We start from the raw sequence: 24,555 nt of genomic DNA on the forward strand, positions 1-24,555 counted from the left end.
CCCGGTCGGATCGAGCGCCCCGCCCCGCTCACGCCTCCCAAAACAAACACTGCCGAAGCCCGGTCGATCACGCTCGACCGAACCCTTGATCCATGGAGTCGCACCGGGTCGGTGTAAACGGTTTCCCCAACACGAATCATTCCCGTCTTTGTCGGCGTCGACGCCGGCGGGGCGTGACGGCGGACGCCGCGGCGACGTCGGGGTGCCGCGACAGGCAGCCCCGCTCGACGCACATCCAGGTGTCGCGGTCGGCGACGAGAGGGGTGGCGCGCTCAGGTCGCTGGGCGAGGCGTTCGGCCGCCGACGGACCGTCGGTCCCGTCGCCGGACATCAGCGATGTCGTCGATGCCCGTCATCGACTCCGAGGGCCAAGGAGGCGACGACGGACGGCTTCGCGCGGGCCATCGTCGTTCCGTCGCCCGGCGCGAAGAATGTGCCGGGGCGGCTGTGACCGACAGCGCGGCTTCCATGAGCGACGTCGGCGTGCGGCCGACCTCGTCGAGCCGGCCGAGCCCCGCATAGGCGTCGACCCGGGGGAGCCCGCCCTATCCATGCAGGTGGCGCTCGGGAGGATCGCCGGTGCGATCACGAGAGCAGACGAACGCAGCGGGGGGGGGCGATCGCGGCCGCCGAACCGCAGTTCGTCGCGACCATAGACCCGGGCGCGGTCGGGTGTCGGGCTTGCCCGTCGCCGGAACCGAATCAGTCTTTCTCGCCGCCCTTCACGAAGGCCGCGAAGGCCTCGGCGTAATCGGGGTGCCACCGCGACAGCGCCGGACGGTTCTCGACCAGGTCGCCGGCCGCCCAGAGAATGCGCCGCTCGTCCAACGTGCGGGTCACCTCGTTGTCCGGGCAGAGGATGTAGAAATCGCCGCGGTCGAGATGCGCCATCATCGAGGCGATCGTCTGCTCCGGCGTCCAGGCGCCCGCCGGCTTTTCGGTGCGACCGCGCGCCGTCAGCGCCGTGAACACGAACCCGGGAATCAACAGATGCGCCGTCACGGCGCAGTTCTCGGTGGTGCGCAGCTCGTGGGCCAGGAGTTCCGTGAACGTCTTCACGCCGGCTTTCGAGACGTTGTAGGCCGGATCGCCCGGCGGCGTCGTGATGCCCTGCTTCGAGCCGGTGTTGATCACGAGGCCAGGCCGGCCGCGCGCGATCATGTGCGGCACGAACACGTGGCAGCCGTGGATGACGCCCCAGAGATTGACGCCGAGAATGCGCTCCCAGTTCGCTTGGGGGGCGAACATGTGGCTGCCCGGCTGTACGCCGGCATTGTTCATCAGCACGTCGGTGCCGCCGAACCTGTCGCGGACCTCCGTCTCCAGCGCTTCGAGATCGTCACGGCGGCTCACGTCGGTGACGCGCGTCACGACGGTCGCGTCGGGACATTCGGCCCGCACGGCGGCTTCGGCAGCGCCGAGATGCGTCTCGCTCACGTCGGCGATGACCACGCTGAGGCCGAGCCGCGCGAACGTCCGCACGGCGGCGAGGCCGATGCCGGATGCGCCACCGGTGACGACGGCCACGGCGCCGGGCTGGAAGACGGGGTGCGGCATCGCGCGCTCCTGTTCGCGGCAGATCGGGAACCGCGCGCTCTAACGCTGCGGCGACGACCCCCCGTTCTACCGGAAACGCCGCCGCCGCGCCGTGCGCCGGTCGCATCGGAGCGTAACACCGGACACGGGCCGGCGGACCGGGCTCGGCGCTTGCGCGCCGTCCCGGGAGACCGCGCGGCTCCGCAACGCCCTCGCCGTCGGGGGGGACGACGGCGGCGCGGCGCGACCTTGCTCGAGCCTCTGTGAGCGCAGGCGCGGGCGAAACGGGCCTGTTGCGGCTCGGACACGGTCCGTCGAATCTCTTCGCCCGTCCTCGAAAAAATTATCCGCGCCGACCGCCTTCTCGGGGCTGTTACGTCTTGCACCCCCGGGTCAAATCACTTAAGTGACCCTTGCCCAATTTCGCACGTGCCTGTGGCCGTGTGTCGATCGGTGGGCATCCGGACAAGAGGCCGGACAGCCGCCCGGAGCGAGATCGGAACGATCGCAAGATCGCCGGTTGTTGAAGCTCCGAACACTTGATCGACAGCCGGAGGCGAAACCGGCGCACCCCGTCCTCAGCGGGGGACGCGGCTTAAAGCAACGACGGAGCGGGCTTTTTTGGTCCTGTCGGCCTTCCACAGCCGATCAGGGCGCCGAAGAGGCTTGTTCATCATTGCCGGGCGTGCGGATCGGGGCCTCCCCGTTCCAATCCAAGGCAGCACGGACGGTCGAAGAGCCGTTCTCGATTCACGCGTCCCCATCGCGCGTGGTCGGGAAGGCATCTCCGCCCGCACCCACCATAACGATGGCCTTCGCCGGCCGTCGCGTAGCCTGTTGGGGAGAGCGCCATGACCGAGCGCATCCGCGAGTTTCTGCGCCGTCGCCGCGAGGACGGTCCGTGCCTCGTCGTCGATCTCGACGTCGTGCGCGAGAATTATCTCGCCTTCGCCCATGCCCTGCCGGACACACGAGTGTTCTACGCCGTGAAGGCGAACCCGGCCCCGGAGGTGCTGTCGCTCCTGGCCTCGCTCGGCTCGTGCTTCGACACCGCCTCGGTGCCGGAAATCGAGATGGCGCTCGCCGCCGGCGCGTCGCCGGACCGGGTGTCGTTCGGCAACACGATCAAGAAGGAGCGTGACATCGCGCGCGCCTATGCGCTCGGCGTCCGCATGTTCGCGGTCGACTGCAAGGCCGAGGTCGAGAAGGTGTCTCGCGCCGCGCCGGGATCCCGGGTCTACTGCCGCTTCCTGTACGACTGCGCCGGGGCGGAATGGCCGCTCTCGCGGAAGTTCGGCTGCGACCCGGAGATGGCCGTCGACGTGCTCGAGCACGCCCACCGGCTGGGGCTCGAGGCCTACGGCGTGTCGTTCCATGTCGGCTCGCAGCAGCGCAACGTCCGCTCGTGGGACCGCGCCCTGAAGTCGGCCGGGGCGATCTTCCGCGGCTGCGCCGAGCGCGGCATCACGCTCTCGATGGTCAACATGGGCGGCGGCTTCCCCACCAAGTACCTGAAGAAGGTGCCCGTGGTGGAGAGCTACGGCCGGGCGATCTTCCGGGCGCTGTGCAAGCACTTCGGCAACGCGATTCCCGAGACTATCATCGAGCCGGGTCGCGGCATGGTCGGCAATGCCGGCGTGATCGAGGCCGAGGTCGTGCTGGTGTCGAAGAAGAGCGAGAAGGACGAGCTGCGCTGGGTCTACCTGGACATCGGCAAGTTCGGCGGCCTCGCCGAGACCATGGACGAGGCGATCCGCTATCCGATCCGCACGCCGCGTGACGGCGACCATGTGACGGACTGCGTGCTCGCCGGCCCGACCTGCGATTCGGCCGACGTGATGTACGAGAAGAACCCGTACCCGTTGCCGGTGAGCCTGGAGATCGGTGACAAGCTGCTGATCGAAGGGACCGGGGCGTACACGTCGACCTACTCGGCGGTGGCGTTCAACGGCTTCGAGCCGCTGAAGACGTACCACATCTGAGGATCTCGCCTCCGCGGCTCCTCACCTCTCCCCGCGCGCGGGGAGAGGTCGGACGGCACGCGTGCGTGCCGTCCGGGTGAGGGGGCGCCTCCGTATCCACGCGAGGCCCCCTCACCCCGACCCTCTCCCCGCAAGCGGGGAGAGGGAGAGCCGGCGCCCCGATTCGCCGACATTCCCGATTGGTCACACGCGCCGCCGCGTCGCGGCTGTGGAGGGATCCATGATCACGATTCGTCCCGAGCGGCCGGCCGACGGGCCGGCCCGCGAGGCGCTGCTCGACCGGGCGATGGGCCCGTGCCGCTTCACCAAGGGGTCCGAGCGCCTGCGCGCCGGCAACACCCCGGCCGCCGGACTGGCGCTGGTCGCCGTCATGACCGGCCTCGACGGGCGCGAGCGCGTCGTCGGCACGGTGCGGCTGTGGCCGGTGGTGGCCGGGGGCCGCGACGCGCTCCTGCTCGGGCCCCTGGCCGTCGATCCGGATCGCCAGAGCGAGGGCATCGGCGCCGCGCTGATGCGCCGGGCGCTCGCCGAGGCCGCACGGCGCGGCCACGCCGCCGTGCTGTTGGTCGGCGACGCGTCCTATTACGCGCGCTTCGGCTTCTCGGCGGTGGCGACCGGCGGTTTGACCATGCCGAACGGCCGCGAGCCGCGGCTGCTTGCCCGTGCGCTCTCTCCGGGCGCGCTCGACGGCGCCGCCGGTCCGGTGACGCAGCGGCCCCTCGACGGGGCCGCTGGGAGGGCGGTTCGCCGCCTCCCGGTCGTGAGCGGGCCGCCTCTGGCACGCGCGGCTTGATCTTTACCGTCGTTTGTCGTTCACGAGGGCGCGTCATTTTGCGGCGCGCACCTCTCCTCTCCCCGGTCGGGCGGGTGAGCCCCGCGCCGCTGTCCCGTCTTCCATCCACGTCTGCTTCGGAGCACCCGCAATGAAAGATTGGCCCGTGCACGCCCGAATCGACGGACCGATCGTCATGATCGGGTTCGGCTCGATCGGCAAAGGAACCCTGCCGCTGATCGAGCGGCACTTCCAGTTCGACAAGTCCCGCCTCGTCGTGATCGACCCGAGCGACGCCGACCGCCGGCTGCTCGACGAGCGCGGCATCCGCTTCGTCCACGAGGCGGTCACCAAGAACAATTTTCGCGAACTTCTGACTCCCCTCCTGACGAAGGGTGAAGGCCGCGGCTTCTGCGTCAACCTGTCGGTCGACACCTCGTCGGTCGCCATCATGGAGCTCGCCCGCGAGCTGAACTGCTTCTACATCGACACGGTCGCGGAACCCTGGCCCGGCTTCTACTTCGACAAGTCGGCCAGCACGGCGGCGCGCTCCAACTACATGCTGCGCGAGGCCGTGCTGGAGGCGCGCCGCAAGAAGCCCGGCGGCATCACGGCGGTGTCGTGCTGCGGCGCCAATCCGGGCATGGTGTCGTGGTTCGTCAAGCAGGCGCTCCTCGACATCGCCCGCGACACCGGCGTCGAGACGGTCGAGCCCAAGTCCCGCGAGGCGTGGGGCAAGCTCGCCCAGAAGCTCGGCGTGAAGGGCATCCACATCGCCGAGCGCGACACGCAGCGCGCCAAGTATCCCAAGCCCCGGAACGTGTTCGTCAACACCTGGTCGGTCGAGGGCTTCCTCTCCGAGGGCATGCAGCCGGCCGAGCTGGGCTTCGGCACGCACGAGAAATGGATGCCGTCGAACGGCCGCACCCACGAGGTCGGCTGCGGCGCCGCCATCTATCTGCTGCAGCCCGGCGCCAACACGCGCGTGCGGTCGTGGACGCCGACCGCGCAGGCCCAGTACGGGTTCCTGGTGACCCACAACGAGGCGATCTCGATCTCCGACTATCTGACGGTGCGGGACGGCGGCGAGGTCGTCTACCGACCGACCTGCCACTACGCCTATCACCCGGCGAACGACGCCGTGCTGTCGTTGCACGAATTGTTCGGCGCCGCCGGCAAGCGCCAGGACAAGATCCACATTCTCGACGAGAACGAGATCGTCGACGGCATCGACGAGCTCGGCGTGCTGATCTACGGCCACGCCAAGAACGCCTACTGGTACGGCTCGCAGCTCTCGATCGACGAGACGCGCGAGCTCGCGCCTTATCAGAACGCCACCGGCCTGCAAGTGACGTCCGCCGTGCTGGCCGGCATGGTTTGGGCGCTGGAGAATCCGGAGGCCGGCATCGTCGAGGCCGACGACATGGATTTCCGCCGCTGCCTCGAGGTGCAGCGGCCCTATCTCGGTCCGGTGATCGGCACCTACACGGACTGGACGCCGCTGACCGGCCGCCCCGGGCTGTTCCCGGAGGACATCGACGAGACCGATCCCTGGCAGTTCAAGAACGTGTTGGTGGGGTGATGCGTTCGCCTGCCCTCTCCCCGCTGTTCGCGGGAAGAGGGCGCGCGCCGTGATCATGTGCGGACGAGATCGCGGTCCCACGGCGGGACCGGTGCGAAGCGTTCGGCGAGCAGGTCGATGAGCGCCCGCACCTTGGCGGGCGGGCGGCGGTTCGACGGATAGGCCGCGTAGACGCCGGAGAGCTCCGGGGTCGGCTCGTCGAGCACCAGCGGCACCAGGAGCCCGGCGCGGATCTCGCGGGCGACCAGGAAGCTCGGCATGTAGACGAGGCCCTGCCCGCCGACCGCCGCGACCACCAGGGCGTCGCCGTTGTTGGCGGCGAGGCTGCCCTTGACCTCGACGACATGGCGGGCGTCGCGGCCGAACGCCCAGCGGCCGGCGCCGACCGTCTGCGAGAGCGTGTAGCCGAGGCAGTCGTGACCGGCGAGGTCGGCGAGCGTGCGGGGCGTGCCGCGGCGCTCCAGATAGGACGGCGCCGCGCACACGATCAGCCGCGACGGGGCGAGCTTGCGCGCCACCAGGGTGGAGCTCTGCATCCGGCCGATGCGCACGACCATGTCCCAGCCCTCCTCGATCAGGTCGACGACGCGGTCGTTGAGGCCGAGATCGACGACGAGGTCGGGGTGACGGCGGGAAAACTCCGGTAGCAGCGGCGCGATCTCGCGGATGCCGAACGAGAAGGGCGCGTTGAGGCGCAGCGTGCCGCGCACCTCGACGGTCTCGGCCGAGGCCGCGGCGTCGGCCTCCTCGAGCTCGGCGAGGATGCGCTCGACCGATTCGAGATAGCGCCGCCCCGCCTCGGTGAGGGTGAGCCGGCGGGTGGTGCGGTGCAGGAGCTTGGTGCCGAGCCGCGCCTCGAGCGCCGCGAGGTGCTTGGTCGCCATGGTCTGCGACATGCCGAGCGCGCGGCCCGCCGCCGACAGGCTGCCGAGCCCCGCCACCCGGGCGAACACCTGCATCCCGGTGACCCGATCGAGCATTCTCCACTCCGCCCTGCCGACCCTGGCGTCGTCGTCTCGGGTCATTCCGGGGCGCACCGTCGGGGGCGAACCCGGACTCCGGCCAAGCCCCTCTCGGGCGGACCGGAGCGCCGCCTAAGGATACGTAAATGTTACTGGATTCCGGGCTCGCGGACCGTCGGTGACGCCCAGACGACCGCAGAAGCGACTCTTCTACAGTCTCCCTCACACCAGTAGTATGAAATAATATCCAACAGAGGGGAATAATCAAACTCCGGCCGTGATGGCACATTGCCTCCAGCGAAACCGCTCACCCCCACGGAGGCATCCATGTCCGCCACCCCGAGCATCGACACCCGCACCGCCCCCTATGCGGCCCTGCTGCTGCGCGTCAGCCTCGGCGCCCTGCTGCTCGCCCACGGGCTCCTCTTGAAGGTCTCGACCTTCGGCCTCGCCGGCACGGCCGGTTACTTCCAGAGCATCGGCTACCCGGCCTTCTTCGCCTATCTCGTGATCCTCGGCGAGATCGGTGGCGGCCTCGCCCTGCTCCTCGGCCTGTGGACCCGCTGGATTTCCCTGCTGCTGCTGCCGATCCTGATCGGCGCGACCCTGCAGCACGCCGGAAACGGCTGGCTGTTCACGGCGAAGGGCGGCGGCTGGGAGTTCCCGGTGTTCTGGACCGTGACGCTCGTCGTCCAGGCCCTGCTCGGCGACGGCGCCTATGCGCTCCGCCCCGGCGTGCTGTTCGGCCGCATCGCCCGCATCGGCGGCCCGGTGACCCAGGCGCGCTGAGCGCCGCCGCGGTACCCCCCAGCCGCACACCCTCGGGAGGCCGGCATGGCCCAGCCTGACACCCTGACCCGCATCGAGCCGGCCCTGACGCCGGCTCCGATCGACCCGGCGGTCCGGATCGGCCACGTCCACCTCAAGGTGGCCGATCTCGACCGGGCGCTCGCCTTCTGGTGCGGCGTGCTCGGCTTCGAGCTGATCCAGCGTTACGGCCACCAGGCGGCCTTCGTCTCGGCCGGCGGCTATCACCACCATATCGGGCTGAACACCTGGGAAAGCCGGGGCGGGTCGCCGCCGCCGCGCGGCACCACCGGCCTCTACCACGTCGCCCTGCTCTACCCGACCCGGGCGGCGCTGGCCGACGCGCTGCGCCGGCTGATCACCGCCGGCGTCCCGCTCGACGGGGCCAGCGACCACGGCGTCAGTGAGGCCCTCTACCTGCAAGACCCGGACGGCAACGGGGTCGAGCTCTACCGCGACCGCGACCCGGCCGACTGGCCGCGCACCCCCGACGGCCGGCTCGCCATGGCGACCGCGCCGCTCGATCTCGACGATCTCTTGCAAAGCGCCCCGCTTGCGCGAGCCGGCGCGTCGACGCCGGACCGCCTCGACCGACCCTGACCTCGATACACCCGAACGAAAAAAGGAGCCCCCCCCGTGAGCCAGACCAAGATCGCCGTCGTCGTCGGCAGCCTGCGCCGCGACTCGTTCAACAAGACGCTCGCCGGCGCGCTCGCCAAGCTCGCCCCGGCCGACGTGACCCTCGTGCCGGTCGAGATCGGCGACCTGCCGCTCTACAACCAGGACGACGACGCGAACCAGGCGCCGAGCGTCAAGCGCCTGAAGGCCGAGATCGCGGCCGCGCAGGGCGTGATCTTCGTCACCCCGGAGTACAATCGCTCGATCCCGGGCGTCTTGAAGAACGCCATCGACCACGCCTCGCGGCCCTACGGGCAGAGCGTGTGGGGCGGCAAGCCGGCCGGCGTCATCGGCGTCTCGGTCGGCGCCATCGGCACGGCGCTGGCGCAGCAGCACCTGCGCAACATCCTCGCCTATCTCGACATGCCGACGCTCGGCCAGCCCGAGGCCTTCGTCCAGATGAAGGAGGGCCTGTTCGACGCCGACGGCGCGATCGGCGCGGCGAGCCGCGACTTCGTCAAGGGCTGGCTCGACCGCTACCTCGCCTTCGTCAAGACGCACGCGGGCTGATCCGGCCTCCGGCGTCGCCGGACCGGAGAGAAAAATCGCGGGCCGGTGTCGGAACGACATCGGCCCGTTCGTCTTGGGGGAGAGGCCGCCGTCGATGGGAGCGGGGCCGAACCGGAGACGACCATGAAGGTGCAGCCCTATTTGTTCCTCGACGGCCGCTGCGAGGAGGCGATCGCGTTCTACGAGACCACGTTCGGCGCCGACGTCCGAATGCTGATGCGATTCAAGGACAGCCCGGAGCCGTCGGAGCCCGGCATGCGGCCGCCGGGCTCCGACGACAAGGTCATGCACGCGGAAATCACGCTCGGCGACAGCGTCGTGATGCTGTCGGACGGCAACTGTGCCGGACACCCGACCTTCGACGGCGTCTCGCTGTCGCTGATCGTCGACGGTGAGGCCGAGGCCGATCGGCTGTTCGCCGCGCTCGCCGACGGCGGCACCGTGCAGATGCCGATCGGCAAGACCTTCTTCGCCGCCCGCTTCGGCATGGTCGCCGACCGCTTCGGCGTGAGCTGGATGATCATTGCTCAGCCTATGTCAGCAAGCTGATCGGCTGCCCGGAGATCGCGGCTCACCCCTCTTCCTGTCCCTCCCCCACAAGGGGGGATGGACAGGGAAGGGGATGTAGCCACACGCGATGCGCTTCGTGTGATCGGGAACGCCGGCGGCGTCCTTCACGTCGCCTTCGCCCCCGCCAGATTGATGTTGATGTTCTTCTCCTGCGTGAACGACAGAAGCTCCTCCAAGCATTCCTCGCGGCCGATGCCGGACTGCTTGTAGCCGCCGAAGGGCGCGCCCAAGAAGTGCTTGCTGGTGTCGTTGATCCAGATGTAGCCGGCCTCGACACGGGCCGCGGCGCGATGCGCGGTCGTCAGGTCGTTGGTCCAGATCGACGCCGTGAGGCCGTATTCCACCGCGTTGACCTGATCGAGCATCGCGGCCTCGTCGGTCCACCGGATCACGCCGACGACCGGGCCGAAGATCTCCTCCTTGAAGATGCGCATCGCCGGCGTCACGTCGGCGAACACGGTCGGCTCGATGAACAGTCCCTTCGCGAGCGCCGGATCGTCCGGCCGACCGCCGCCGGCGAGGAGGCGTGCGCCCTCCTGCTTGGCCGAGGCGATGTAGTCGAGCACGCGGTCGTATTGCGCCTTGGAGATGATGGCGCCCATGGTGGTCGACGGATCGGTCGGCACGCCGGGCTTCCAGTGGCGGATGCGTACCGTCACGCGCTCCAGCACGGCGTCGTAGATCTTCTCGTGGATGAAGGCGCGGCTGGTGGAGCCGCACGATTGGCCGCACCAGGTGAAGTTCATGCCGCCGACGAGGCCGGCCGCGACCGCGTCCGGATCCGCGTCCGGATAGGCGATCAGCGCGTTCTTGCCACCGAGCTCGAGCAGCACGCCCTTCAGCGTGTCGGCCGCTGCCTTCATCACGGCGCGGCCCGTGGCGGCGCTGCCGATCAGCGCGATCTTGGCGACGTCGGGATGGCTCGCGAGCCGCGCGCCGGCATCGCGCCCCCCCGGCACGACGTTGAAGACGCCGGGCGGCAGCAGCCCGTCGATCAGCTCGGCGAGCCGAAGCGAGGAGAGCGGCGCTTGCTCGGGCGGCTTCATCACGACCGTGTTGCCGGCGGCGAGCGGCGCCCCGGCCTTGCCGGCGACGAACATGAAGGGATGGTTGAACGGCACGATCCGGCCGACGACGCCGAGCGGCTCGCGCACCGAGAAGTTGATCCGGTCCGGCCCCATCGGAATCGAGTGGCCCTTCATCTCGGTGACCAGGCCGGCGAAAAAGTCGAGCTGCGCCGCTGCGATCGTCGCGTCGGCGATCATCTCGGAGACCGGGTTGCCGCAGTCGGCGGCGTCGAGCATCGCCAGCTCGCCGGCGTTCTCACGCAGGATCCGCGCGATCTCGCGCAGCATCTTTCCGCGCTCCAGCGGTGGGACGCGGCGCCACGTCTCGAACGCCTGCTTGGCCGCCGCGACGGCCGCGTCGATGTCCTCGGCGCCGCAGTCGGCGACGGCGCCGAGCGGCTCGCCGGTGCCCGGGCTGATCTGGTCGAGATGCCGGCCGGTCCGGGGCGCATGCCAGGCGCCGCCGTAATACGCGCCACGCGAGACGGGCAGCCTCAGCGCGATGGCGGCGAGCGACTGCGGTGCGACAGGCGTGTTCATGGTGATGCTCCCGACAGACTCACGACGCGACGGCGATCGGCGCAGGCACGGTGGCCGGCGCCGTCGGCGCGGCGGCGACGCGGCCGCGGATCAGATCGGCGGCGCGCTCGGCGATCATGATCACGGGCGCGTTGATGTTGCCGCCGACCAGATCCGGGAACACCGACGCGTCGACGACGCGCAGTGCGTCGACCCCGATCACCTTCAGCTCGGGATCGACCACCGAGGCGGGGTCGTCCGCGGCGCCCATGCGGCAGGAGCCGCAGGGGTGGTGCGCCGTGACGGCGGTGCCGCGCACCGCCTGCTCGATCTCGGCCTCGCCGCTCGCCCGCGCGAGAGGCCCGATCTCGCCGTCCGTGAACGCCTTCAGGGCCGACTGCCGGCCGATGTCGCGGAACAGCGCGACGGCACGCCGCATCGTCGCCCAGTCCTTGTCGGTCGCCAGCAGCCGCTGCCGGATCAGCGGGTGCGCGGTCGGATCGGCGGAGCGCAGCGCGATCTCGCCCCGGCTCTCCGGCCGCAAGAGCACGATGCGGGCCGAGAAGGTGTCGGCAAAGCCCTTCTGGCCCGGCCAGTAGGGTGCGGCGCCGAGCGGCCCGGCGATGAACAGCATCTGGGTGTCGGGCACGGCGAGGGCCGGATCGGTCTTGGCGAAGGCCGTGAGCCCGCCCGGCAGATCGGACGCGAAGCCGGTGCCGAGCACGTAGCCGCGCGCGATCGACACGGCGAGCCGGTCGATCCGCATGTTGTAGTGGACCGGGCCGGGCTCGCGTCGGCCGTACATCATCAGCGCGGCGACGTGATCCTGCAGGTTCTTGCCGACCGCCGGGCGCGCCGCCGTGACGGCGATGCCGTGGCGCGCGAGCGCCGCCGGATCGCCGATGCCGGACAGCATCAGAAGTTGCGGCGAATTGATCGCGCCGCCGCACAGAATAACCTCCCGCGCCGCCCGCACCGTCTCGACCGCACCGCCCGCCGCGACATCGACCCCGACGGCCCGGCCGTGCTCGATCACGATGCGATGCACGAGCGTGTTCAGCTGCAGAGCGAGGTTCGGCCGCGACAGCACCGGCCGCAGATAGGCCGCCGAGGCGCTGGCGCGGCGCCCCTTGCGCACCGTCTTCTGCATGCGCGCGATGCCGAACTGCTCGGCCGCGTTGTAGTCCGGATTGTAGGGAAGGCCGACCGCGCCGGCCGCCGCCACATAGGCGTCGATCAGCGGATCGGCGTAGCCCGAGCGCTGCGTCGCCAGCGGGCCGGCGCCGCCCCGGTAGGCACTGGCGCCCTCCTCCCAGCTCTCCTGCTTGCGGAAATAGGGAAGCACGTCGGCCCACGACCAGCCGGCCGCACCGTCCGCGGCCCAGCGCTCGTAGTCGCTGCGATGGCCGCGCACATAGGCCATCGCATTGACCGAGGAGGAGCCGCCCAGAACCTTGCCGCGCATGCATTCCATGGCGCGGTTACCGGTCGCCGGATCCGGCTCGGTCTCGTAGCCCCAGTCGTAGAGGCGCTTTTGCAGAATCCTGCCCCAGCCGAGCGGGAGCTGAATCAGCGGATCGTGGTCGGAGCCACCGGCCTCGAGCAGCAGAACCCTCACGTCCGGATCCTCGGAGAGCCGCGCGGCGAGGGTGCAGCCCGCCGAGCCGGCTCCGACGATCACATAGTCGTACTCGCCGACGGTCATGCGCGACATCCCGGACCCGATGTCCCGCTCACTTCGGCGCCTTGGCGTCGACCACGGCCTTCAGCTTGGCGAACTCGGCCTTGGCGGCCGGGGTCTGCTCGACGATCTTGGTGCCGAGCGCGACGAAGCCCTGCATCATCTTGGTCTGCTCGGCCTCGGGCAGCTTCAGGATCTCGCCCTTGTTCTCCAGCCACGCCGCGTTCGCCTTCTTGACGTTCTCGACTCCCCAGCCGAAGGCCTGCTGCTCGGCCTCGCGTCCGGCGGCGCGGATCGCTTCCTGCACGTCCTTGGGCTGCGCCTGGAACCACGCCTCGTTGACCAGGTTGACCGAGACGATGTGCGCGAAGTTGAGATCGGTGACGTATTTGGCGACGTCGTAGTACTTGAACGCGGTGAGGATCGGCATGCCGGCCAGCACGCCGTCGATGCCGCCGGACTGGAGCTGCGGGATCACCTCGGAGAGCGCCAGCGGCACCGGGATGGTGCCGATCGACTTCATCGGCTCGATCTGCAGGGGCGACGCGAAGGTGCGCACCTTCATGCCCTTCATGGCGTCGAGGGTCGGCGCCGGCTTCTTGAACAGCACCAGGGTCGGGCTGTTGTAGATGGCGCCGATGACCCGCAGGCCGCGGTTGACGAACATGGTCTCGAGGTGATCGCGATAGGCGGGATCGTGGATCACGGCATGCACATGCTCGGGCGACACGAACAGGCCCGGCACGTCGAAGATCTGGAAGCGCGGATCGAGCGTCGTGACGAACGAGGTCGGCGTGATGAAGGACTCGATGGTGCCGAGCGACACGCCTTCGGCCATGCGCGGGATGGCGCCGAGCTGGCTCGCCGGATAGATCTCGACCTTCACCTTGTCGCCGACGCGCTTCTGCAGGGCCGCCGCGAACAGCTTCTGCCACTCGTGCTGGACGTCGTTGATGGTGGCGTTGGCGAGCTTCATCACGGTCTGGGCGGCGGCCGGCGTCACCGCCGCCGGGGACACGCTCGCCACGGCGGCGAGGAGCGCGGCGGCGAGCGCCGCGAGCGAACGTCGGGACAGAAGGGCGCGGTTCGACGGCATGGCGGTCTCCGGGGGTTATATGGCGCGGGCGAGGACCAGCGTGAGGGCCGGCCAATAGGTGATGATCAGGAGCGCGGCGATCTGCACGAGCGCGAACGGCACGACGCCGCGATAGAGCGTCTCCAGCGGCACGCCGAGCACCGAGCGGGCGACGAACAGGTTGAGCCCGAACGGCGGCGTGAACATGCCGATCGCGACGTTGACGGTCATGACGATGCCGAAATGCACCGTGTCGATGCCGAGATGCTTGACCAGAGGCACGAGCAGCGGCGTGAGCACCACGATGGCCGAGGTCGGGTCGAGGAAGCAGCCGACGATCAGCAGCGCCACGTTGACCACCATCAGAAAGCCCCAAGGCGGCAGATCGAGTGCCGCGAGGCCGTCGGTGAGGGCGCGCGGCACGCCGTTGACGGTGAGCAGCCAGGCGAACACGGCCGCGGCCGCGACGACGATCAGGATCTGCGCGGTGAGAATCGCCGAGCGGGTTGCGCAGTCGAGCACGTCCGCCCAGCTCATCTCCCGGTAGACGAAGCGGCCGACGATCACGCCGTAGAGGCAGGCGAAGCCCCCGGCCTCGGTCGGCGACGACCAGCCCAGATAGATGCCGGCGAGAATCACGACCGGCATCATCAGGGCCGGGAAGGCGTCGCGTGTCGTCGCCACGAAACGGCGCAGCGAGAAGCCGACCCGGGTGCTGCCGGGCGAGCGCGCGCCCTGCGCGATCACGTAGGCACACATCATGCCGGCGATCAGCAGGCCGGGCAGCACGCCACCGGCGAACAGCCGCGGGATCGACTCCTCGGCCGCCGCGCCGTAGAGGATCATCGCGATGCTCGGCGGGATCACGATGTCGATCGAGCCCGACGTGCTGACCAGCCCGGAGGCGAAGCGCGGCCCGTAGTCGCGCGCGAGGCCGGGATAGAGCGAACGGCCGATCACCGCGACGGTCGCGGTCGAGGCGCCAGAGATCGCGCCGATCAGCGTGCAGGCGCCCACCGTCGCGACGCCGAGCCCGCCCGGCGTGCGCCCGACCAGCGCCAGCACCCAGGCGATCAGCCGGTCGGCGATGCCGGCCCGCCCCATCAGCTCGCCGGCGAAGATGAAGAACGGCACCGCGAGCAGCGCGTAGTTCTCCAGGCCGCCGTAGATCACTTGATGGACGGCGATCGGCGGCACCGTCATCACGGTGGCGAAAGAGAGCGCCGCGCCGATCAGGAACAGCGCGAAGATCGGCGTGCCGATCGCCAAAAGAAGGAACGGGACGGCTCCGAGTGTCCAGATCATGGGTACGTCCGGATCATGCGTCGATCCCCGAGCGGCGCGCGAGCTCCACCCCGTCGGCGACCACCAGGGCGGCGGCGATCGCGGCGCAGCCGCCGAAACCGACCAGCAGGGCCGTGTGCGGGATCGCCATCGGCAGGCCGAGCGCCATGCTGGTCTGGCCCGTCAGCATCACGCGGCCGACGAAGCCGTAGGACTGCACCGCCGCATAGCCGGCGCCGAGCGCGATCGCGACGTGGTGGACGATCGCCAGCGCGAGCCGCGCCCGCACCGAGGCACGCAGCGGCAGGAAGTCGAGCGCGATGTGGGAGCGGTCGGCGGTGACGAACAGCGCGCCGACCATCACCAGCCAGACCATGGCGAAGACCAGCAGCTCGTCGGCGCCGATGAACACGCTGCCGAACAGGTAGCGGCCGAGAGCGTTGGCGACGTTGAGAAGCACCATGCCGATCAGCACGAAGCCGAGGAGGCCGCGGCCGACCCGCGCGACGGCGCGGGCCAGCCAGGCGGCGAGCGGCACGGCAGTCGGCGGCTCGCGATCGATCGTCATCACGCTCTCGTCCACCACCGTGCTCTCCCTCGGACCGTGCCGTTCGTCAGGCGGCGCTGACCAGCGTGCTCGGCTTGGCGCCGGTCGCCACCGCGAAGGCCGGCCGCGCGTCGATCGCCGCCTGCCATTTCGTCAGCGCCGAGAAGTCCGGCCGCTCGATCGGGAACCCGAGGCATCGCTTCATGATCGGCGCGAGCGCCACCTCGGCGAGCGTGAAGCGGCCAAGCGCGACGAAATCGCGGCCGGCGAGATGACCGTCGAGAATCTTCATCGCGGCGACGAGGTCGGCGGCCTGCGTCGCGAAATCGGCGCTGCGCTCCTCGGCCGGCTTCTTGGCGTCCTTGAACACCGCCACATAGGCCGTGTTGACGCTGGCGAGCAGCCAGTCCATCCAGCGCTCCACCTCGGTCTTCTCGGCCGGGGTCGCTCCGGTGAGTGCCGGGGCATGCAGGGCGGCGAGATAGCGCAGGATGGTGTTCGATTCCCAGATCACGACGTCGCCGTCGATCAGGGTCGGCACCTTGCTGTTCGGGTTGAGCTTGCGATAGGCGTCGGTCGTGGTGTTGCCGAACTGGCGCCCGTAGTCCTCGCGCACATAGGAAAGGCCGATCTCCTCCAGGAAGAAGATCACCTTCTGCACGTTCCCCGACGTGCCGCGTCCGAGCAGTCTCAGCATTGCTTGTCCTCCTGTTCGGGCTTCAGCGCCGCAGCGCGTTCGCCGCCTTGACGAATTGCCCGGCGAATGCCGCCGAGACGTCGATCGGTTGCTTCATGGCGCCCTGGTCGAGCAGCGTCTTCGTCGTCGCCTCCCAGGCGTCCTTGCTCATCGCGCCGATGCCGTTCCGCTTGGTGTCGTCGCTGAAGAAGGACGCGCCGATATCGGCCTCGATCTGCTTCGTGAGCACGTCCCGCTTCGGCGCATATTCGGGATTGGCCTTGATCACGACGTCGACCGCCTCGGCAGGGTTCTCGATCACCGACTTGAACGCCTCCAGATAGGCCGTCACGAAGCGCTGCACGAGGTCGGGCTTCTCGGCGATCATCTTCTCCGACGTGATAAGACCGGAGCCGTAGACCTTGTAGCCCCAGTCGGAGCCGAGCAGGATCGACAGCGAGCCGGGGCCACCGGCCTTGGCCTCGAGCTCCGGCACCTCGGCGTCGATGTAGCCCGGCACCGCATCGACGCGACCGAGCAGCAGGTAGTTCTCGTAGGGCGGCGACACGGTGGCGCGCTTCACGTCTTCCTCGGTCATGCCGTTGGCCGCGAAGAACGCCTTGGTGAAGATGTAGGTCGAGCCGCTCGGCTGCACGGCGAAGTTCAAGCCCTTCAGATCCTGCGGCTTGGTCAGCTTGTGCTTGGCGGCGATCGAGATCATCGCCATCGGGCTCTTCTGGTTGACGGCGGCGAGCGCCACCACGGGCACGTTCTGCGAGCGCGCGATGGCGAGTGTCGGCAGGTCGCCGAAGCCGAACTCGGCGTTGCCGGCCCCGATCATCCGCATCGTGTTGGCCGAGCCGGTGCCCCGCCTTATCGCCGTCACCTCGATGCCGTGTTTGGCGAAGAAGCCCTTCTCCTGGCCGACGAAAAACATCGCGTGATTGCCGCGGACCACGTAGTCGAGCTGCACGCTCACCTGATCGGCCGCGGTCGCGCTCGTCGCCGCCGCGGCGAGCCCCGCGGCAAGAAGCGTCGCTCCTGTGACGACGGTGCCGAGACGGGCGAGCATGGATCTCCGGGACGGGATGGTCATCGTGGCGGTCCTTCGCTTCGGGGGTGTCGGCGTCGGGCGGTCAGGAGCGGTGCAGCGGGTCGTATTTCGCGGCCCACGGAACCAGCATCTGCTCGGCGAGCTCGAGCGCATAGTAGAAGGCGAGGCCGAGCACCGAGACGACGACCAGGGCGGCGAACACCAGAGCCGTGTCGAGCTGCGTCGACGAGAGCTGGATGACGTAGCCGAGCCCGGCCGATGCCCCGGCGAACTCGCCGACGATGGCGCCGATGACGCTCAGCGTCACCGCGACCTTGAGACCGGCCATGAGGGAGGGCAGCGAGTACGGGATCTGGACGCGCCGCAGGATCTCGCCGCGACTGGCGCCGACCGATCGCATCAGCGCGATGAAGCCGGGCTCGACCGACTGCAGCCCGTGCATCATGTCGATCGCCACCGGAAAGAATGCGATGACGACGATCAGCACCACCTTCGGCGCGAGGTCGTAGCCGAACCACAGGATGAAGATCGGCGCGAGCGCGATTTTCGGCACGGTCTGGAACAAGACCACGAGCGGATAGAGCGCGCGGCCGAAGCGCTCGAACCGCACGATGGCGAGAGCCACCGCGATGCCGACCAGAGCCGAGAGCACGAAGCCAGCCGCGATCTCGATCGCGGTGACGCGCGATGCGACGAGCAGCATCGGCGAGTTCTCGACCAGCGACACCGCGATGGCGGACGGCGCCGGCAGCACGAAGGACGAGACGTTCAGGAGGCGGATTCCGAGCTCCCACGCCGCGAGCACGCCGAGCAGCAGCGCGAACGGCGGCAGCAGCTCGGAGGCCGCTCGGCGGACGCGCCGGAGCATGACGCCACGCGCGACGGCCCGCGGCCGGAAGGTCGCTTGATCGAGGGTGCTCATCGGCGCTCTCCCGCGCGAGGCTGCATTCCGGCCGCCGACGATCCGACCGACGACGCGCCGATCGGCTGGACCGCGTGGCTCTGGATCAGCAGATGACGCAAGCGCGACTCGGCCTGTGCGAAGGCCGGGAGATCGAACGTCTCCTCGTCGCGATGCGCCGGCAGGGCGATCGGCAGCGTCTCGATGATGCGGGCCGGGTTGGTCGCCATCACGTGAACGTCGCGCGACAGGAACACGGCCTCGTCGATCGAATGCGTCACCAGCACGATGGTCTTGCCGGTGCGCTCCCAAATGTCGAGCAGACCGCGGCTCATCTCCTCGCGCGTGATGGCGTCGAGCGCGCCGAACGGCTCGTCCATCAGCAGAACCTCGGGATCGAGCGCGAGGGCGCGGGCGATCGCGACGCGCTGGCGCATGCCGCCCGAGAGCTGCGACGGCAGCTTGTTCGCGGCGGCTTCGAGCTTGACCAGGCGCAGCATCGCCATCGCCTTGTCGAGCGCGACGTCCTTCGGGGTGGCGCGGCCGCCGACGGTGAGCAGGAAGGCGGCGTTCTCCAGCGCCGTCTTCCACGGCAGCAGCGTCGCCTCCTGGAAGACGAGGCCGATCATGTGGCGCTTCGCCGCCTCGCCGGGTGCGAGCCCGCCGACCGAGATGGTGCCCTCGCTCGGCGTCAGCAGGCCGGCCATCACCTTCAGGAGCGTGCTCTTGCCGCAACCCGACGGGCCGATCAGCGACACGAAGCTGCCGCGCCCGACCGTGATGTCGATGCCGGCGAGCACGCGTTGGACGACGCCGTCGTGCGCGAAGTCGACGCTGATGCCGCGCCCGACGATGTGAACCTCTGCCGCGGTCGGCGGCTTCGGCGTCGGGTCGGCGACGGAACTGACGGGGGCGATGGACAGCACGGCTTCGCTCGACGGGTTCGGGATTGGCAGGCGGCCGCGCGCCTCAAACCAGGAGCGCGCGACGTCTCGCACCACGCCTCAGCGGCGCGGCTTGTAGGCGATGGCGTCCATCTCGATCTTGGTGTTGATCACGGCACGCGCCTCGACGGTCGTGCGCGCCAGCACGGCGTCCTTGAACTTCTCGCCGAACACCTTGTTGTAACGTCCGAAGTCGCGAGTGTCCTCGAGATAGGTGGTGACCCGCACGACGTCGGCGAGCGTCGCGCCCTCCTCGGCGAGGATACGGCGGATCGACTCGATGGTGCCGGCCGTCTCCTCCTCGATGGTGCCGGACAGCATGTTGCCGTTCTCGTCCTTCGCCACCTGGCCGGAGACGAAGATGAAGTCGCCGGCCCGCACCGCGGGGTGGAACGGCAGGTTCGGGTTCTTCTTGCCGATGGCGTAGACGTCTGGTTTTGTCTCGAGCGTCTCGGACATGCTCACATCCTCGCGGCGCATTCGGTCGACCGGGTCGTCGAAGCGAAATGATCAGAAGGCGGCGTCAGAACGCCGTGGTCTCGATGATGTCGACCCCGTTGACGCGATCGACCAGATAGATCAGCCCACGCGAGTCGACCGTCACGTCGTTGGAGGAGGGCCGATCGGAGCCCGGCGCCGGCGCGGGCAGATAATGTCCGACCTCGCGCGGTCGGAACGGATCGGCGAAGTCGACCAGCCGGAGCCCCTGCGCGAACCAGGCGAACGGCACGATCGAGCCGACGAACCGCTCGGACGGCTGATGGCAGCCGGTCATCGGCGGTTGCGGGCGGCCGTCGAGATCGAGGCCCGGCACCTGGAACGTCGCGATCGAGGTCGGCAGACGCTCGTTGGTGATGTCGTAGACCCAGGCGAAGCTCGGCGGCGCCGGCCACAGCTTGGCGACGTCCTCGTCGGCCACCACCATGATGTCGCGGCCCTGCAGCTTCTGCGGAAACCGCAGGCAGGTGTGGGTCGGATGCGGGAACGACGGGCTGGTGTTGACGTGCGACACCAGCGTCGGCTTCGCCATGTCGGAGATGTCGAGAATGAAGAAGCCGTGGTGCCAGTAGCTGACGTAGAGCCGGTCGCCGAAGCGCAGCGGATGATGGCAGCGCGGCGCGACCCAGTTCTCCCACGGATAGTCCTCGCCGCCGGCCGTCCATTGCCCGGGAATCCACCAGCGTCCGACCTCGGTCGGCTTCGCCGGATCGATCAGATCGAGGATCATCACGATGTTGCCGACATAGCCCTGGACGGTCGGCGAGATGTACGCGTAGCGGCCGTCGAAGTCGAAGCGATGGACGCCGCCGCCGATCGTGTCCCAGCGCGAGATCAGCTTCGGCGTGGCGGGTTTGGACACGTCCCAGATGGTCAGGCCACCGCCGACCTGATCGGGCGCGCCCTTGCCGAACTTCTCCATGTTGCAGACCATGATGTCGCCCGCGACCCGCACCTTGTGGGAGTGCCAGCCGTCGGGAACGTCGATGGTCGCGAGATGGCGCGGCGACGCCGGATCGGAGACGTCGTAGATGGTGGTGCCGCTGGTCGGTCGCTGATGGCCCACATACATCGTGGTGCCTTCGACCCAGACCTGCCCGCCACCGGGGCAATCGACATGAGAGACGAGTGTGGTGTTGGCGTGTGACAGCAAGGCAGCCTCGTTCGTCGGTTCGGCACGGGGGTGCGGCGCCGCGCAACGCGCGGCGTCGCGCCGAGATCCCGACGAGATCAGACGAGGCGGACGATCCCGTCGTCCTTGGTCTTGCCCCACTTGCGATAGAGGTCGAGCTTCTTCTGGGTCGGTTCGTCGCTGGCGACGAACAGGAACACCGGATCCTTGTCCGACCCGTTGACGTGCTCGCACCACGTGCCGCCCGGCACCGCGAGCGTGTCGTGGGCGTTCCAGTCGAAGCGCTGGCCGTCGACGATCGAGTGGCCCTTGCCCTCGAACGGCGCGACAAGCAGATTGGCGGTCTGGCGCAGCGGCAGCGTGCGCTCGCCCGGCCGCAGCATCTGCACGAAGAACGTGATGGTCTTGAACACCGGCTGGCCGGAGGTCGGATCGATGTACTCGACCATCAGCGCCTCGTGGGCGTCGCCGTCCCAATCCTTGTGACGCTCGAGCAGCTCGCGCATCATGTCCCAGCGATAGACGAACATCGGCGAGGAGAATCCGGCGCCGCGCTTCTCTTTGCTGGCGAAGCGGGGCATCAAGCCGCCGTAGCCGTAGATGCGCTGCGAGTAGTCGGACGGAAAGCGCTCCGACTGCTGCTTCATCGGGACCATCACGCCGTCGACCTCCTCGGCGTAGTGATGATCGAAGTGGACGGCGTTGAGGGTCTCGACCAGCGGGAAGTCGAGCACCGACAGATTGAGCGCCTGCTCGCCGCCGACCGTGCCGTGATTGTGCCAGGTGTCGTTCGGCGTCAGCACGAGGTCGCCGGGGCCGAACACGATGTTCTCGCCGTCGACGCCGGTGAAGTTGCCCTTGCCCTTCAGGCCGAACCGCACCGCGCTCGGCGAGTGCTTGTGGGGCGGCATGATCTCGTCGGCGTCGTTGAGCCGATAGGCCGTGTACATGGTCGAGACGGTGGCGCGCTTCGGCGCGAGACCCGGATTGACCAGCACCAGCGAGCGGCGCTCGGAATCCTCCATCGTGACCAATTCGACGGCACGATTGAGGATTGGTTCGATGTCCTCGGCGCAGCGCCAGAGAAATGGCACGGCTCGCGAGGTCGCCATCAGCTGCTTGATCTCGTCGTTCTGCACGTCGGCCGAGGTCGCCCAGAACGGGAACATGTTCTTGGCGCCGATCTCGTCGTAGAGCGCCTTCAGAGCGGTGTCGCGGTTGGGGAGACGATGCACGTTCGTCGACATGGAGGACTCCATCGGGGGGCGTCGCGGAACCAATGACGAAAGGCTAGCAGTAAAAGGTTCTCCGTCAACGGGCCGATTTGACACCAATCTTCTTTATTGGTCCGCGGCTACATGGTATGCATTGCACACGACGAGGCCGGCGCCTGAATTCTCGATCGAATCCGGCGCGGCGCCTCGGGGGGCGCCGGACCGGCGCCCGTCGGCGCGGCAGACGCGTGCACCGCACCGTGCAGGGAGCGAACAATATGAGCAGCCTCGACCAGCCGAGATCCCGCCGCGGGGGCGACGCCGTCCCGCTCGGCCCGGCGCCCGGACTGATCACGCGCGATGCGCGGCTCGAGGCGGCGGCGCTGGAGATCGCCCGCGACTCCTCCGAGCTCGCGCTGCATCGGCTGCGCGAGCTGATCACGACGGAGCGCTTCGGACACGACGGACGGCTTCCACCGGAGCGGAACCTCGCCGACGAGCTCGGCGTCAGCCGCCGCGCGGTGCGCCAGGCGCTCGGCACGCTGGAGGCGGAAGGCCGCATCATCCGCCAGCAGGGGCGCGGCACCTTCGTGGCGGAGGCGCGGCCGAGCGCGTCGGAGCTGGTGCGCGAGCTCTCCAAGCTCACCAATCCGGTCGACACGCTGGAGGCGCGGCTCGCCATCGAGCCGATGCAGGCACGGCTCGCGGCTTTGCGCGCGACGCCGGGCGACATCGACAAGCTGTTCGAGGCGGCGGAGGCGAGCCGGGTCGCGCCCGATCCACCCTCCTACGAGAAGGCCGACGCGGCGTTCCACCGGCGGGTCGCGGCGGCGACCCGCAACCCGCTGATGATCGCGATCTTCGAGGCCGTGATGGAGACGGCCGCCGACGGGAGCTGGCGGCACGGGCGCGAGACCGCCCATTGCATCAACAACCAGGCCGTCTACGCGGCTGCGCATCGCCGCATCGCCGCCGCCATCTCGGCCCGCAACGCGACGCTCGCCGAGGACGCCATGCGGGCGCATCTCTCCGCGATCCAGCAACGCCTGATCGAATACGCCTTCCCGCGCGCCGAGATGGGCGACTGATCGAAGCCGATCAGATCAGCGATCGATCCCGGAGAACAGCACCGTGACGGGACCGTTCGGAAGCGGCCCGCTCAGCAGGCCGGCGAGGCCGGCCGTGCCGGTGGCGGAGGCCGCGACCGCGGTGTGACGCTTGCCGAGATCGTAGGCGTATTCGACCTTCGGCTCCGGCGCGACGACGACGGCCCCTCCACTCGCCCGTACACCCTTCAGGATCTCGAGCCAGTCGTAGGTCTCGTCGTCGAGAATGCCGTGCGCGAGGCTGTGCGGCACGCTCTCCCAGGCCCACATGTAGGCGGTGCGATGCTGCGCCGCGACGTCGAGCGCCGTGTCGATCGCCTTGCCGAAGGCGCGCGCGAGCGGCGCGCACCCCTCGGTCTGCACCGCGACGAGGTGCGGCATGCGGGCGAGCCGCCCGGCCGCGACCGCGACGTCCAGTCCCTGTGCGAGCGCGCTCGCCAGCGCACCGCCACCGACCTGGACATATAGAGTGCCGGGGGCGCCGGCAGGCCTATCGGTGGCTTGCGCGGCGAGCGTCTCGGCGATCTCGAAGCCGAGCGTGCGGCCGCCCTCGATGGCGAGGCCGTTGTCGGGGCCCTGCACGCCGAACGGCAGCGCACCGTCGCGCACCGCGGCCCGGAACGCCGTCACACAGGGATCGCCCGTCTCGCCGGGCTTGCGGTCGCACACCGTGATGTCGGCGCCGAGATCCTTCAGCCGCGCGACGACGACCGGGCTCGCATCGGGCGGGATGAACACGTCGAGCGGCCAGTCGGCCGCGCGCGCCACCACGGCAGCGGCCAACGCCGCGTTGCCGCACGACGCGATCGCCAGCTTTCGCGCCCGCAGTCCATCCGCGAGAGGAAGCCGCGCCGCGTCGAGCACGCGCAGATAGAGCATCACGCCCATCAGGTGACGGGCCTTGTGGGAGCCCGAGACGTTGTTCGTCTCGTTCTTGACGAACAGCGGCCCGGTCAGGCCGATCGCCTCGGCGAGTCCGGCCTCGCGCGTCATCGGGGTGACCCGAAAACCGCGACCGTCGACCGCGATCAACCGTTGGTCGAGGGCGCCGACGATCTCGGCCCAGGCGGCGTCGGAAAGACCTTTCGCGCGGGCGAGCCGGTACGGCGACAGCATCACGCGATATCTGAGAAAGGGATCGTCCTCGTGGCCCGGAGCGAAGACGGCGTCGCGCTCCTCGGGCACCAGCAGATGATCGATGTCGTCGCCGGCGGTCGCCTTCGGGCAGCCGAAGGGAAGCGTCCCGTCGATCGCGACTCGCGCGCCGCAGCCGTGACAGACGAAGGTGGGTATGGAGGAGGTCATGACAAACCGGAGCAGAGCAAGGGCCGAAGCGTCTGCCGTGTCATGGCCGGGCTCGTCCCGGCCATCCACGAGCTTGCGGCATCGGCCTTGAGCGTGGATGCCCGGGACGAGCCCGGGCATGACGGGTCGGAGGATGCGGCCGCCCCGTCCGTC

Annotated in this window: 23 protein-coding genes; 8 read left to right on the forward strand and 15 right to left on the reverse strand. The window is 69.3% G+C overall.

Annotated elements, in window-relative coordinates:
• Window positions 1-702: 702 nt before the first annotated feature.
• Entirely contained in the window at window positions 703-1,557 is an 855-nt protein-coding gene (locus ACFSOX_RS21415) for an SDR family NAD(P)-dependent oxidoreductase (RefSeq protein ID WP_378479858.1), read from the reverse strand.
• A gap of 830 nt (window positions 1,558-2,387) precedes the next feature.
• Here ACFSOX_RS21415 and ACFSOX_RS21420 point away from each other — a divergent pair.
• The 3 genes from ACFSOX_RS21420 (at window position 2,388) to ACFSOX_RS21430 (ending at window position 5,872) form a co-directional block, all read left to right on the forward strand.
• Window positions 2,388-3,518, forward strand: a complete 1,131-nt coding sequence (locus ACFSOX_RS21420) for a type III PLP-dependent enzyme (protein WP_378479859.1) — start codon at window positions 2,388-2,390, stop codon at window positions 3,516-3,518.
• Between the two features lie 220 nt (window positions 3,519-3,738).
• The gene (locus tag ACFSOX_RS21425) at window positions 3,739-4,311 is read left to right on the forward strand and encodes a GNAT family N-acetyltransferase (protein WP_378479860.1); all 573 of its coding nucleotides are present in this window, start codon (window positions 3,739-3,741) and stop codon (window positions 4,309-4,311) included.
• A 130-nt stretch (window positions 4,312-4,441) separates the two neighbouring features.
• A complete protein-coding gene (locus ACFSOX_RS21430; RefSeq protein ID WP_378479861.1) occupies window positions 4,442-5,872 on the forward strand; it encodes a homospermidine synthase in 1,431 nt (476 codons plus the stop codon).
• 53 nt (window positions 5,873-5,925) lie between these two features.
• Here ACFSOX_RS21430 and ACFSOX_RS21435 read toward each other — a convergent pair whose 3' ends face one another.
• Window positions 5,926-6,852, reverse strand: a complete 927-nt coding sequence (locus ACFSOX_RS21435) for a LysR family transcriptional regulator (protein WP_378479862.1) — start codon at window positions 6,850-6,852, stop codon at window positions 5,926-5,928.
• A gap of 309 nt (window positions 6,853-7,161) precedes the next feature.
• Here ACFSOX_RS21435 and ACFSOX_RS21440 point away from each other — a divergent pair, with 309 nt between their 5' ends.
• The 4 genes from ACFSOX_RS21440 (at window position 7,162) to ACFSOX_RS21455 (ending at window position 9,378) form a co-directional block, all read left to right on the forward strand.
• Window positions 7,162-7,623 (forward strand): DoxX family membrane protein, encoded by a 462-nt coding sequence (locus ACFSOX_RS21440; RefSeq protein ID WP_378479863.1) that lies wholly within the window; start codon window positions 7,162-7,164, stop codon window positions 7,621-7,623.
• A gap of 45 nt (window positions 7,624-7,668) precedes the next feature.
• Window positions 7,669-8,241: a VOC family protein gene (locus ACFSOX_RS21445; RefSeq protein WP_378479864.1), complete on the forward strand. Its 573-nt coding sequence runs from the start codon at window positions 7,669-7,671 to the stop codon at window positions 8,239-8,241.
• Between the two features lie 36 nt (window positions 8,242-8,277).
• Entirely contained in the window at window positions 8,278-8,829 is a 552-nt protein-coding gene (locus tag ACFSOX_RS21450) for an NADPH-dependent FMN reductase (RefSeq protein ID WP_378479865.1), read from the forward strand.
• A 123-nt stretch (window positions 8,830-8,952) separates the two neighbouring features.
• Window positions 8,953-9,378 carry a VOC family protein gene (locus ACFSOX_RS21455; protein ID WP_378479866.1) on the forward strand — a complete coding sequence of 142 codons (426 nt, stop codon included), beginning with the start codon at window positions 8,953-8,955 and terminating at the stop codon, window positions 9,376-9,378.
• A gap of 125 nt (window positions 9,379-9,503) precedes the next feature.
• On the opposite strand, the gene ACFSOX_RS21460 is transcribed toward ACFSOX_RS21455, so the two are convergent.
• From ACFSOX_RS21460 to ACFSOX_RS21515, 12 genes are all read right to left on the reverse strand, one after another.
• Window positions 9,504-11,006, reverse strand: coding sequence for an aldehyde dehydrogenase family protein (locus ACFSOX_RS21460; protein WP_378479867.1), 1,503 nt, complete (start codon window positions 11,004-11,006; stop codon window positions 9,504-9,506).
• A gap of 19 nt (window positions 11,007-11,025) precedes the next feature.
• The gene (locus ACFSOX_RS21465) at window positions 11,026-12,690 is read right to left on the reverse strand and encodes a GMC family oxidoreductase (protein WP_378479868.1); all 1,665 of its coding nucleotides are present in this window, start codon (window positions 12,688-12,690) and stop codon (window positions 11,026-11,028) included.
• A gap of 28 nt (window positions 12,691-12,718) precedes the next feature.
• Complete coding sequence (locus ACFSOX_RS21470) at window positions 12,719-13,762, reverse strand: TRAP transporter substrate-binding protein (protein WP_378479869.1); 1,044 nt, start codon at window positions 13,760-13,762, stop codon at window positions 12,719-12,721.
• A gap of 15 nt (window positions 13,763-13,777) precedes the next feature.
• A complete protein-coding gene (locus tag ACFSOX_RS21475) occupies window positions 13,778-15,046 on the reverse strand; it encodes a TRAP transporter large permease (protein WP_378479870.1) in 1,269 nt (422 codons plus the stop codon).
• Window positions 15,047-15,059: 13 nt separating this feature from the next.
• On the reverse strand, window positions 15,060-15,593 hold the full coding sequence (locus tag ACFSOX_RS21480; RefSeq protein WP_378479871.1) for a TRAP transporter small permease: 534 nt from the start codon (window positions 15,591-15,593) through the stop codon (window positions 15,060-15,062).
• A 46-nt stretch (window positions 15,594-15,639) separates the two neighbouring features.
• On the reverse strand, window positions 15,640-16,269 hold the full coding sequence (locus ACFSOX_RS21485) for a glutathione S-transferase family protein (RefSeq protein WP_378479872.1): 630 nt from the start codon (window positions 16,267-16,269) through the stop codon (window positions 15,640-15,642).
• Window positions 16,270-16,291: 22 nt separating this feature from the next.
• Complete coding sequence (locus ACFSOX_RS21490) at window positions 16,292-17,320, reverse strand: ABC transporter substrate-binding protein (protein ID WP_378479873.1); 1,029 nt, start codon at window positions 17,318-17,320, stop codon at window positions 16,292-16,294.
• Between the two features lie 64 nt (window positions 17,321-17,384).
• Entirely contained in the window at window positions 17,385-18,224 is an 840-nt protein-coding gene (locus ACFSOX_RS21495) for an ABC transporter permease (protein ID WP_378479874.1), read from the reverse strand.
• On the reverse strand, window positions 18,221-19,129 hold the full coding sequence (locus ACFSOX_RS21500; RefSeq protein ID WP_378479875.1) for an ABC transporter ATP-binding protein: 909 nt from the start codon (window positions 19,127-19,129) through the stop codon (window positions 18,221-18,223). Before ACFSOX_RS21500 ends, ACFSOX_RS21495 begins: the two co-directional genes overlap by 4 nt.
• Window positions 19,130-19,207: 78 nt before the next feature.
• Window positions 19,208-19,606 (reverse strand): RidA family protein, encoded by a 399-nt coding sequence (locus tag ACFSOX_RS21505; RefSeq protein WP_378479876.1) that lies wholly within the window; start codon window positions 19,604-19,606, stop codon window positions 19,208-19,210.
• A 64-nt stretch (window positions 19,607-19,670) separates the two neighbouring features.
• Window positions 19,671-20,798 (reverse strand): LVIVD repeat-containing protein, encoded by a 1,128-nt coding sequence (locus ACFSOX_RS21510; RefSeq protein ID WP_378479877.1) that lies wholly within the window; start codon window positions 20,796-20,798, stop codon window positions 19,671-19,673.
• A 77-nt stretch (window positions 20,799-20,875) separates the two neighbouring features.
• Complete coding sequence (locus ACFSOX_RS21515; protein ID WP_378479878.1) at window positions 20,876-22,024, reverse strand: cupin domain-containing protein; 1,149 nt, start codon at window positions 22,022-22,024, stop codon at window positions 20,876-20,878.
• Between the two features lie 245 nt (window positions 22,025-22,269).
• Between ACFSOX_RS21515 and ACFSOX_RS21520 the strand changes: the two genes are divergently transcribed.
• Complete coding sequence (locus tag ACFSOX_RS21520; protein ID WP_378479879.1) at window positions 22,270-23,079, forward strand: FadR/GntR family transcriptional regulator; 810 nt, start codon at window positions 22,270-22,272, stop codon at window positions 23,077-23,079.
• Window positions 23,080-23,094: 15 nt separating this feature from the next.
• Here ACFSOX_RS21520 and ACFSOX_RS21525 read toward each other — a convergent pair whose 3' ends face one another.
• Entirely contained in the window at window positions 23,095-24,402 is a 1,308-nt protein-coding gene (locus ACFSOX_RS21525; protein ID WP_378479880.1) for a pyridoxal-phosphate dependent enzyme, read from the reverse strand.
• Window positions 24,403-24,555: the final 153 nt, after the last annotated feature.

The organism is Rhodoplanes azumiensis, from assembly GCF_042682915.1.
Taxonomy (GTDB): domain Bacteria; phylum Pseudomonadota; class Alphaproteobacteria; order Rhizobiales; family Xanthobacteraceae; genus Rhodoplanes; species Rhodoplanes azumiensis.

Bases quoted from the DNA above. Each gene is read 5' to 3' on its own strand.
- ACFSOX_RS21415 (WP_378479858.1), bottom strand. From the start codon at position 1,557: ATGCCGCACCCCGTCTTCCAGCCCGGCGCCGTGGCCGTCGTCACCGGT.
- ACFSOX_RS21420 (WP_378479859.1), top strand. From the start codon at position 2,388: ATGACCGAGCGCATCCGCGAGTTTCTGCGCCGTCGCCGCGAGGACGGT.
- ACFSOX_RS21425 (WP_378479860.1), top strand. From the start codon at position 3,739: ATGATCACGATTCGTCCCGAGCGGCCGGCCGACGGGCCGGCCCGCGAG.
- ACFSOX_RS21430 (WP_378479861.1), top strand. From the start codon at position 4,442: ATGAAAGATTGGCCCGTGCACGCCCGAATCGACGGACCGATCGTCATG.
- ACFSOX_RS21435 (WP_378479862.1), bottom strand. From the start codon at position 6,852: ATGCTCGATCGGGTCACCGGGATGCAGGTGTTCGCCCGGGTGGCGGGG.
- ACFSOX_RS21440 (WP_378479863.1), top strand. From the start codon at position 7,162: ATGTCCGCCACCCCGAGCATCGACACCCGCACCGCCCCCTATGCGGCC.
- ACFSOX_RS21445 (WP_378479864.1), top strand. From the start codon at position 7,669: ATGGCCCAGCCTGACACCCTGACCCGCATCGAGCCGGCCCTGACGCCG.
- ACFSOX_RS21455 (WP_378479866.1), top strand. From the start codon at position 8,953: ATGAAGGTGCAGCCCTATTTGTTCCTCGACGGCCGCTGCGAGGAGGCG.
- ACFSOX_RS21460 (WP_378479867.1), bottom strand. From the start codon at position 11,006: ATGAACACGCCTGTCGCACCGCAGTCGCTCGCCGCCATCGCGCTGAGG.
- ACFSOX_RS21465 (WP_378479868.1), bottom strand. From the start codon at position 12,690: ATGACCGTCGGCGAGTACGACTATGTGATCGTCGGAGCCGGCTCGGCG.
- ACFSOX_RS21470 (WP_378479869.1), bottom strand. From the start codon at position 13,762: ATGCCGTCGAACCGCGCCCTTCTGTCCCGACGTTCGCTCGCGGCGCTC.
- ACFSOX_RS21475 (WP_378479870.1), bottom strand. From the start codon at position 15,046: ATGATCTGGACACTCGGAGCCGTCCCGTTCCTTCTTTTGGCGATCGGC.
- ACFSOX_RS21480 (WP_378479871.1), bottom strand. From the start codon at position 15,593: ATGACGATCGATCGCGAGCCGCCGACTGCCGTGCCGCTCGCCGCCTGG.
- ACFSOX_RS21485 (WP_378479872.1), bottom strand. From the start codon at position 16,269: ATGCTGAGACTGCTCGGACGCGGCACGTCGGGGAACGTGCAGAAGGTG.
- ACFSOX_RS21490 (WP_378479873.1), bottom strand. From the start codon at position 17,320: ATGCTCGCCCGTCTCGGCACCGTCGTCACAGGAGCGACGCTTCTTGCC.
- ACFSOX_RS21495 (WP_378479874.1), bottom strand. From the start codon at position 18,224: ATGAGCACCCTCGATCAAGCGACCTTCCGGCCGCGGGCCGTCGCGCGT.
- ACFSOX_RS21505 (WP_378479876.1), bottom strand. From the start codon at position 19,606: ATGTCCGAGACGCTCGAGACAAAACCAGACGTCTACGCCATCGGCAAG.
- ACFSOX_RS21515 (WP_378479878.1), bottom strand. From the start codon at position 22,024: ATGTCGACGAACGTGCATCGTCTCCCCAACCGCGACACCGCTCTGAAG.
- ACFSOX_RS21520 (WP_378479879.1), top strand. From the start codon at position 22,270: ATGAGCAGCCTCGACCAGCCGAGATCCCGCCGCGGGGGCGACGCCGTC.
- ACFSOX_RS21525 (WP_378479880.1), bottom strand. From the start codon at position 24,402: ATGACCTCCTCCATACCCACCTTCGTCTGTCACGGCTGCGGCGCGCGA.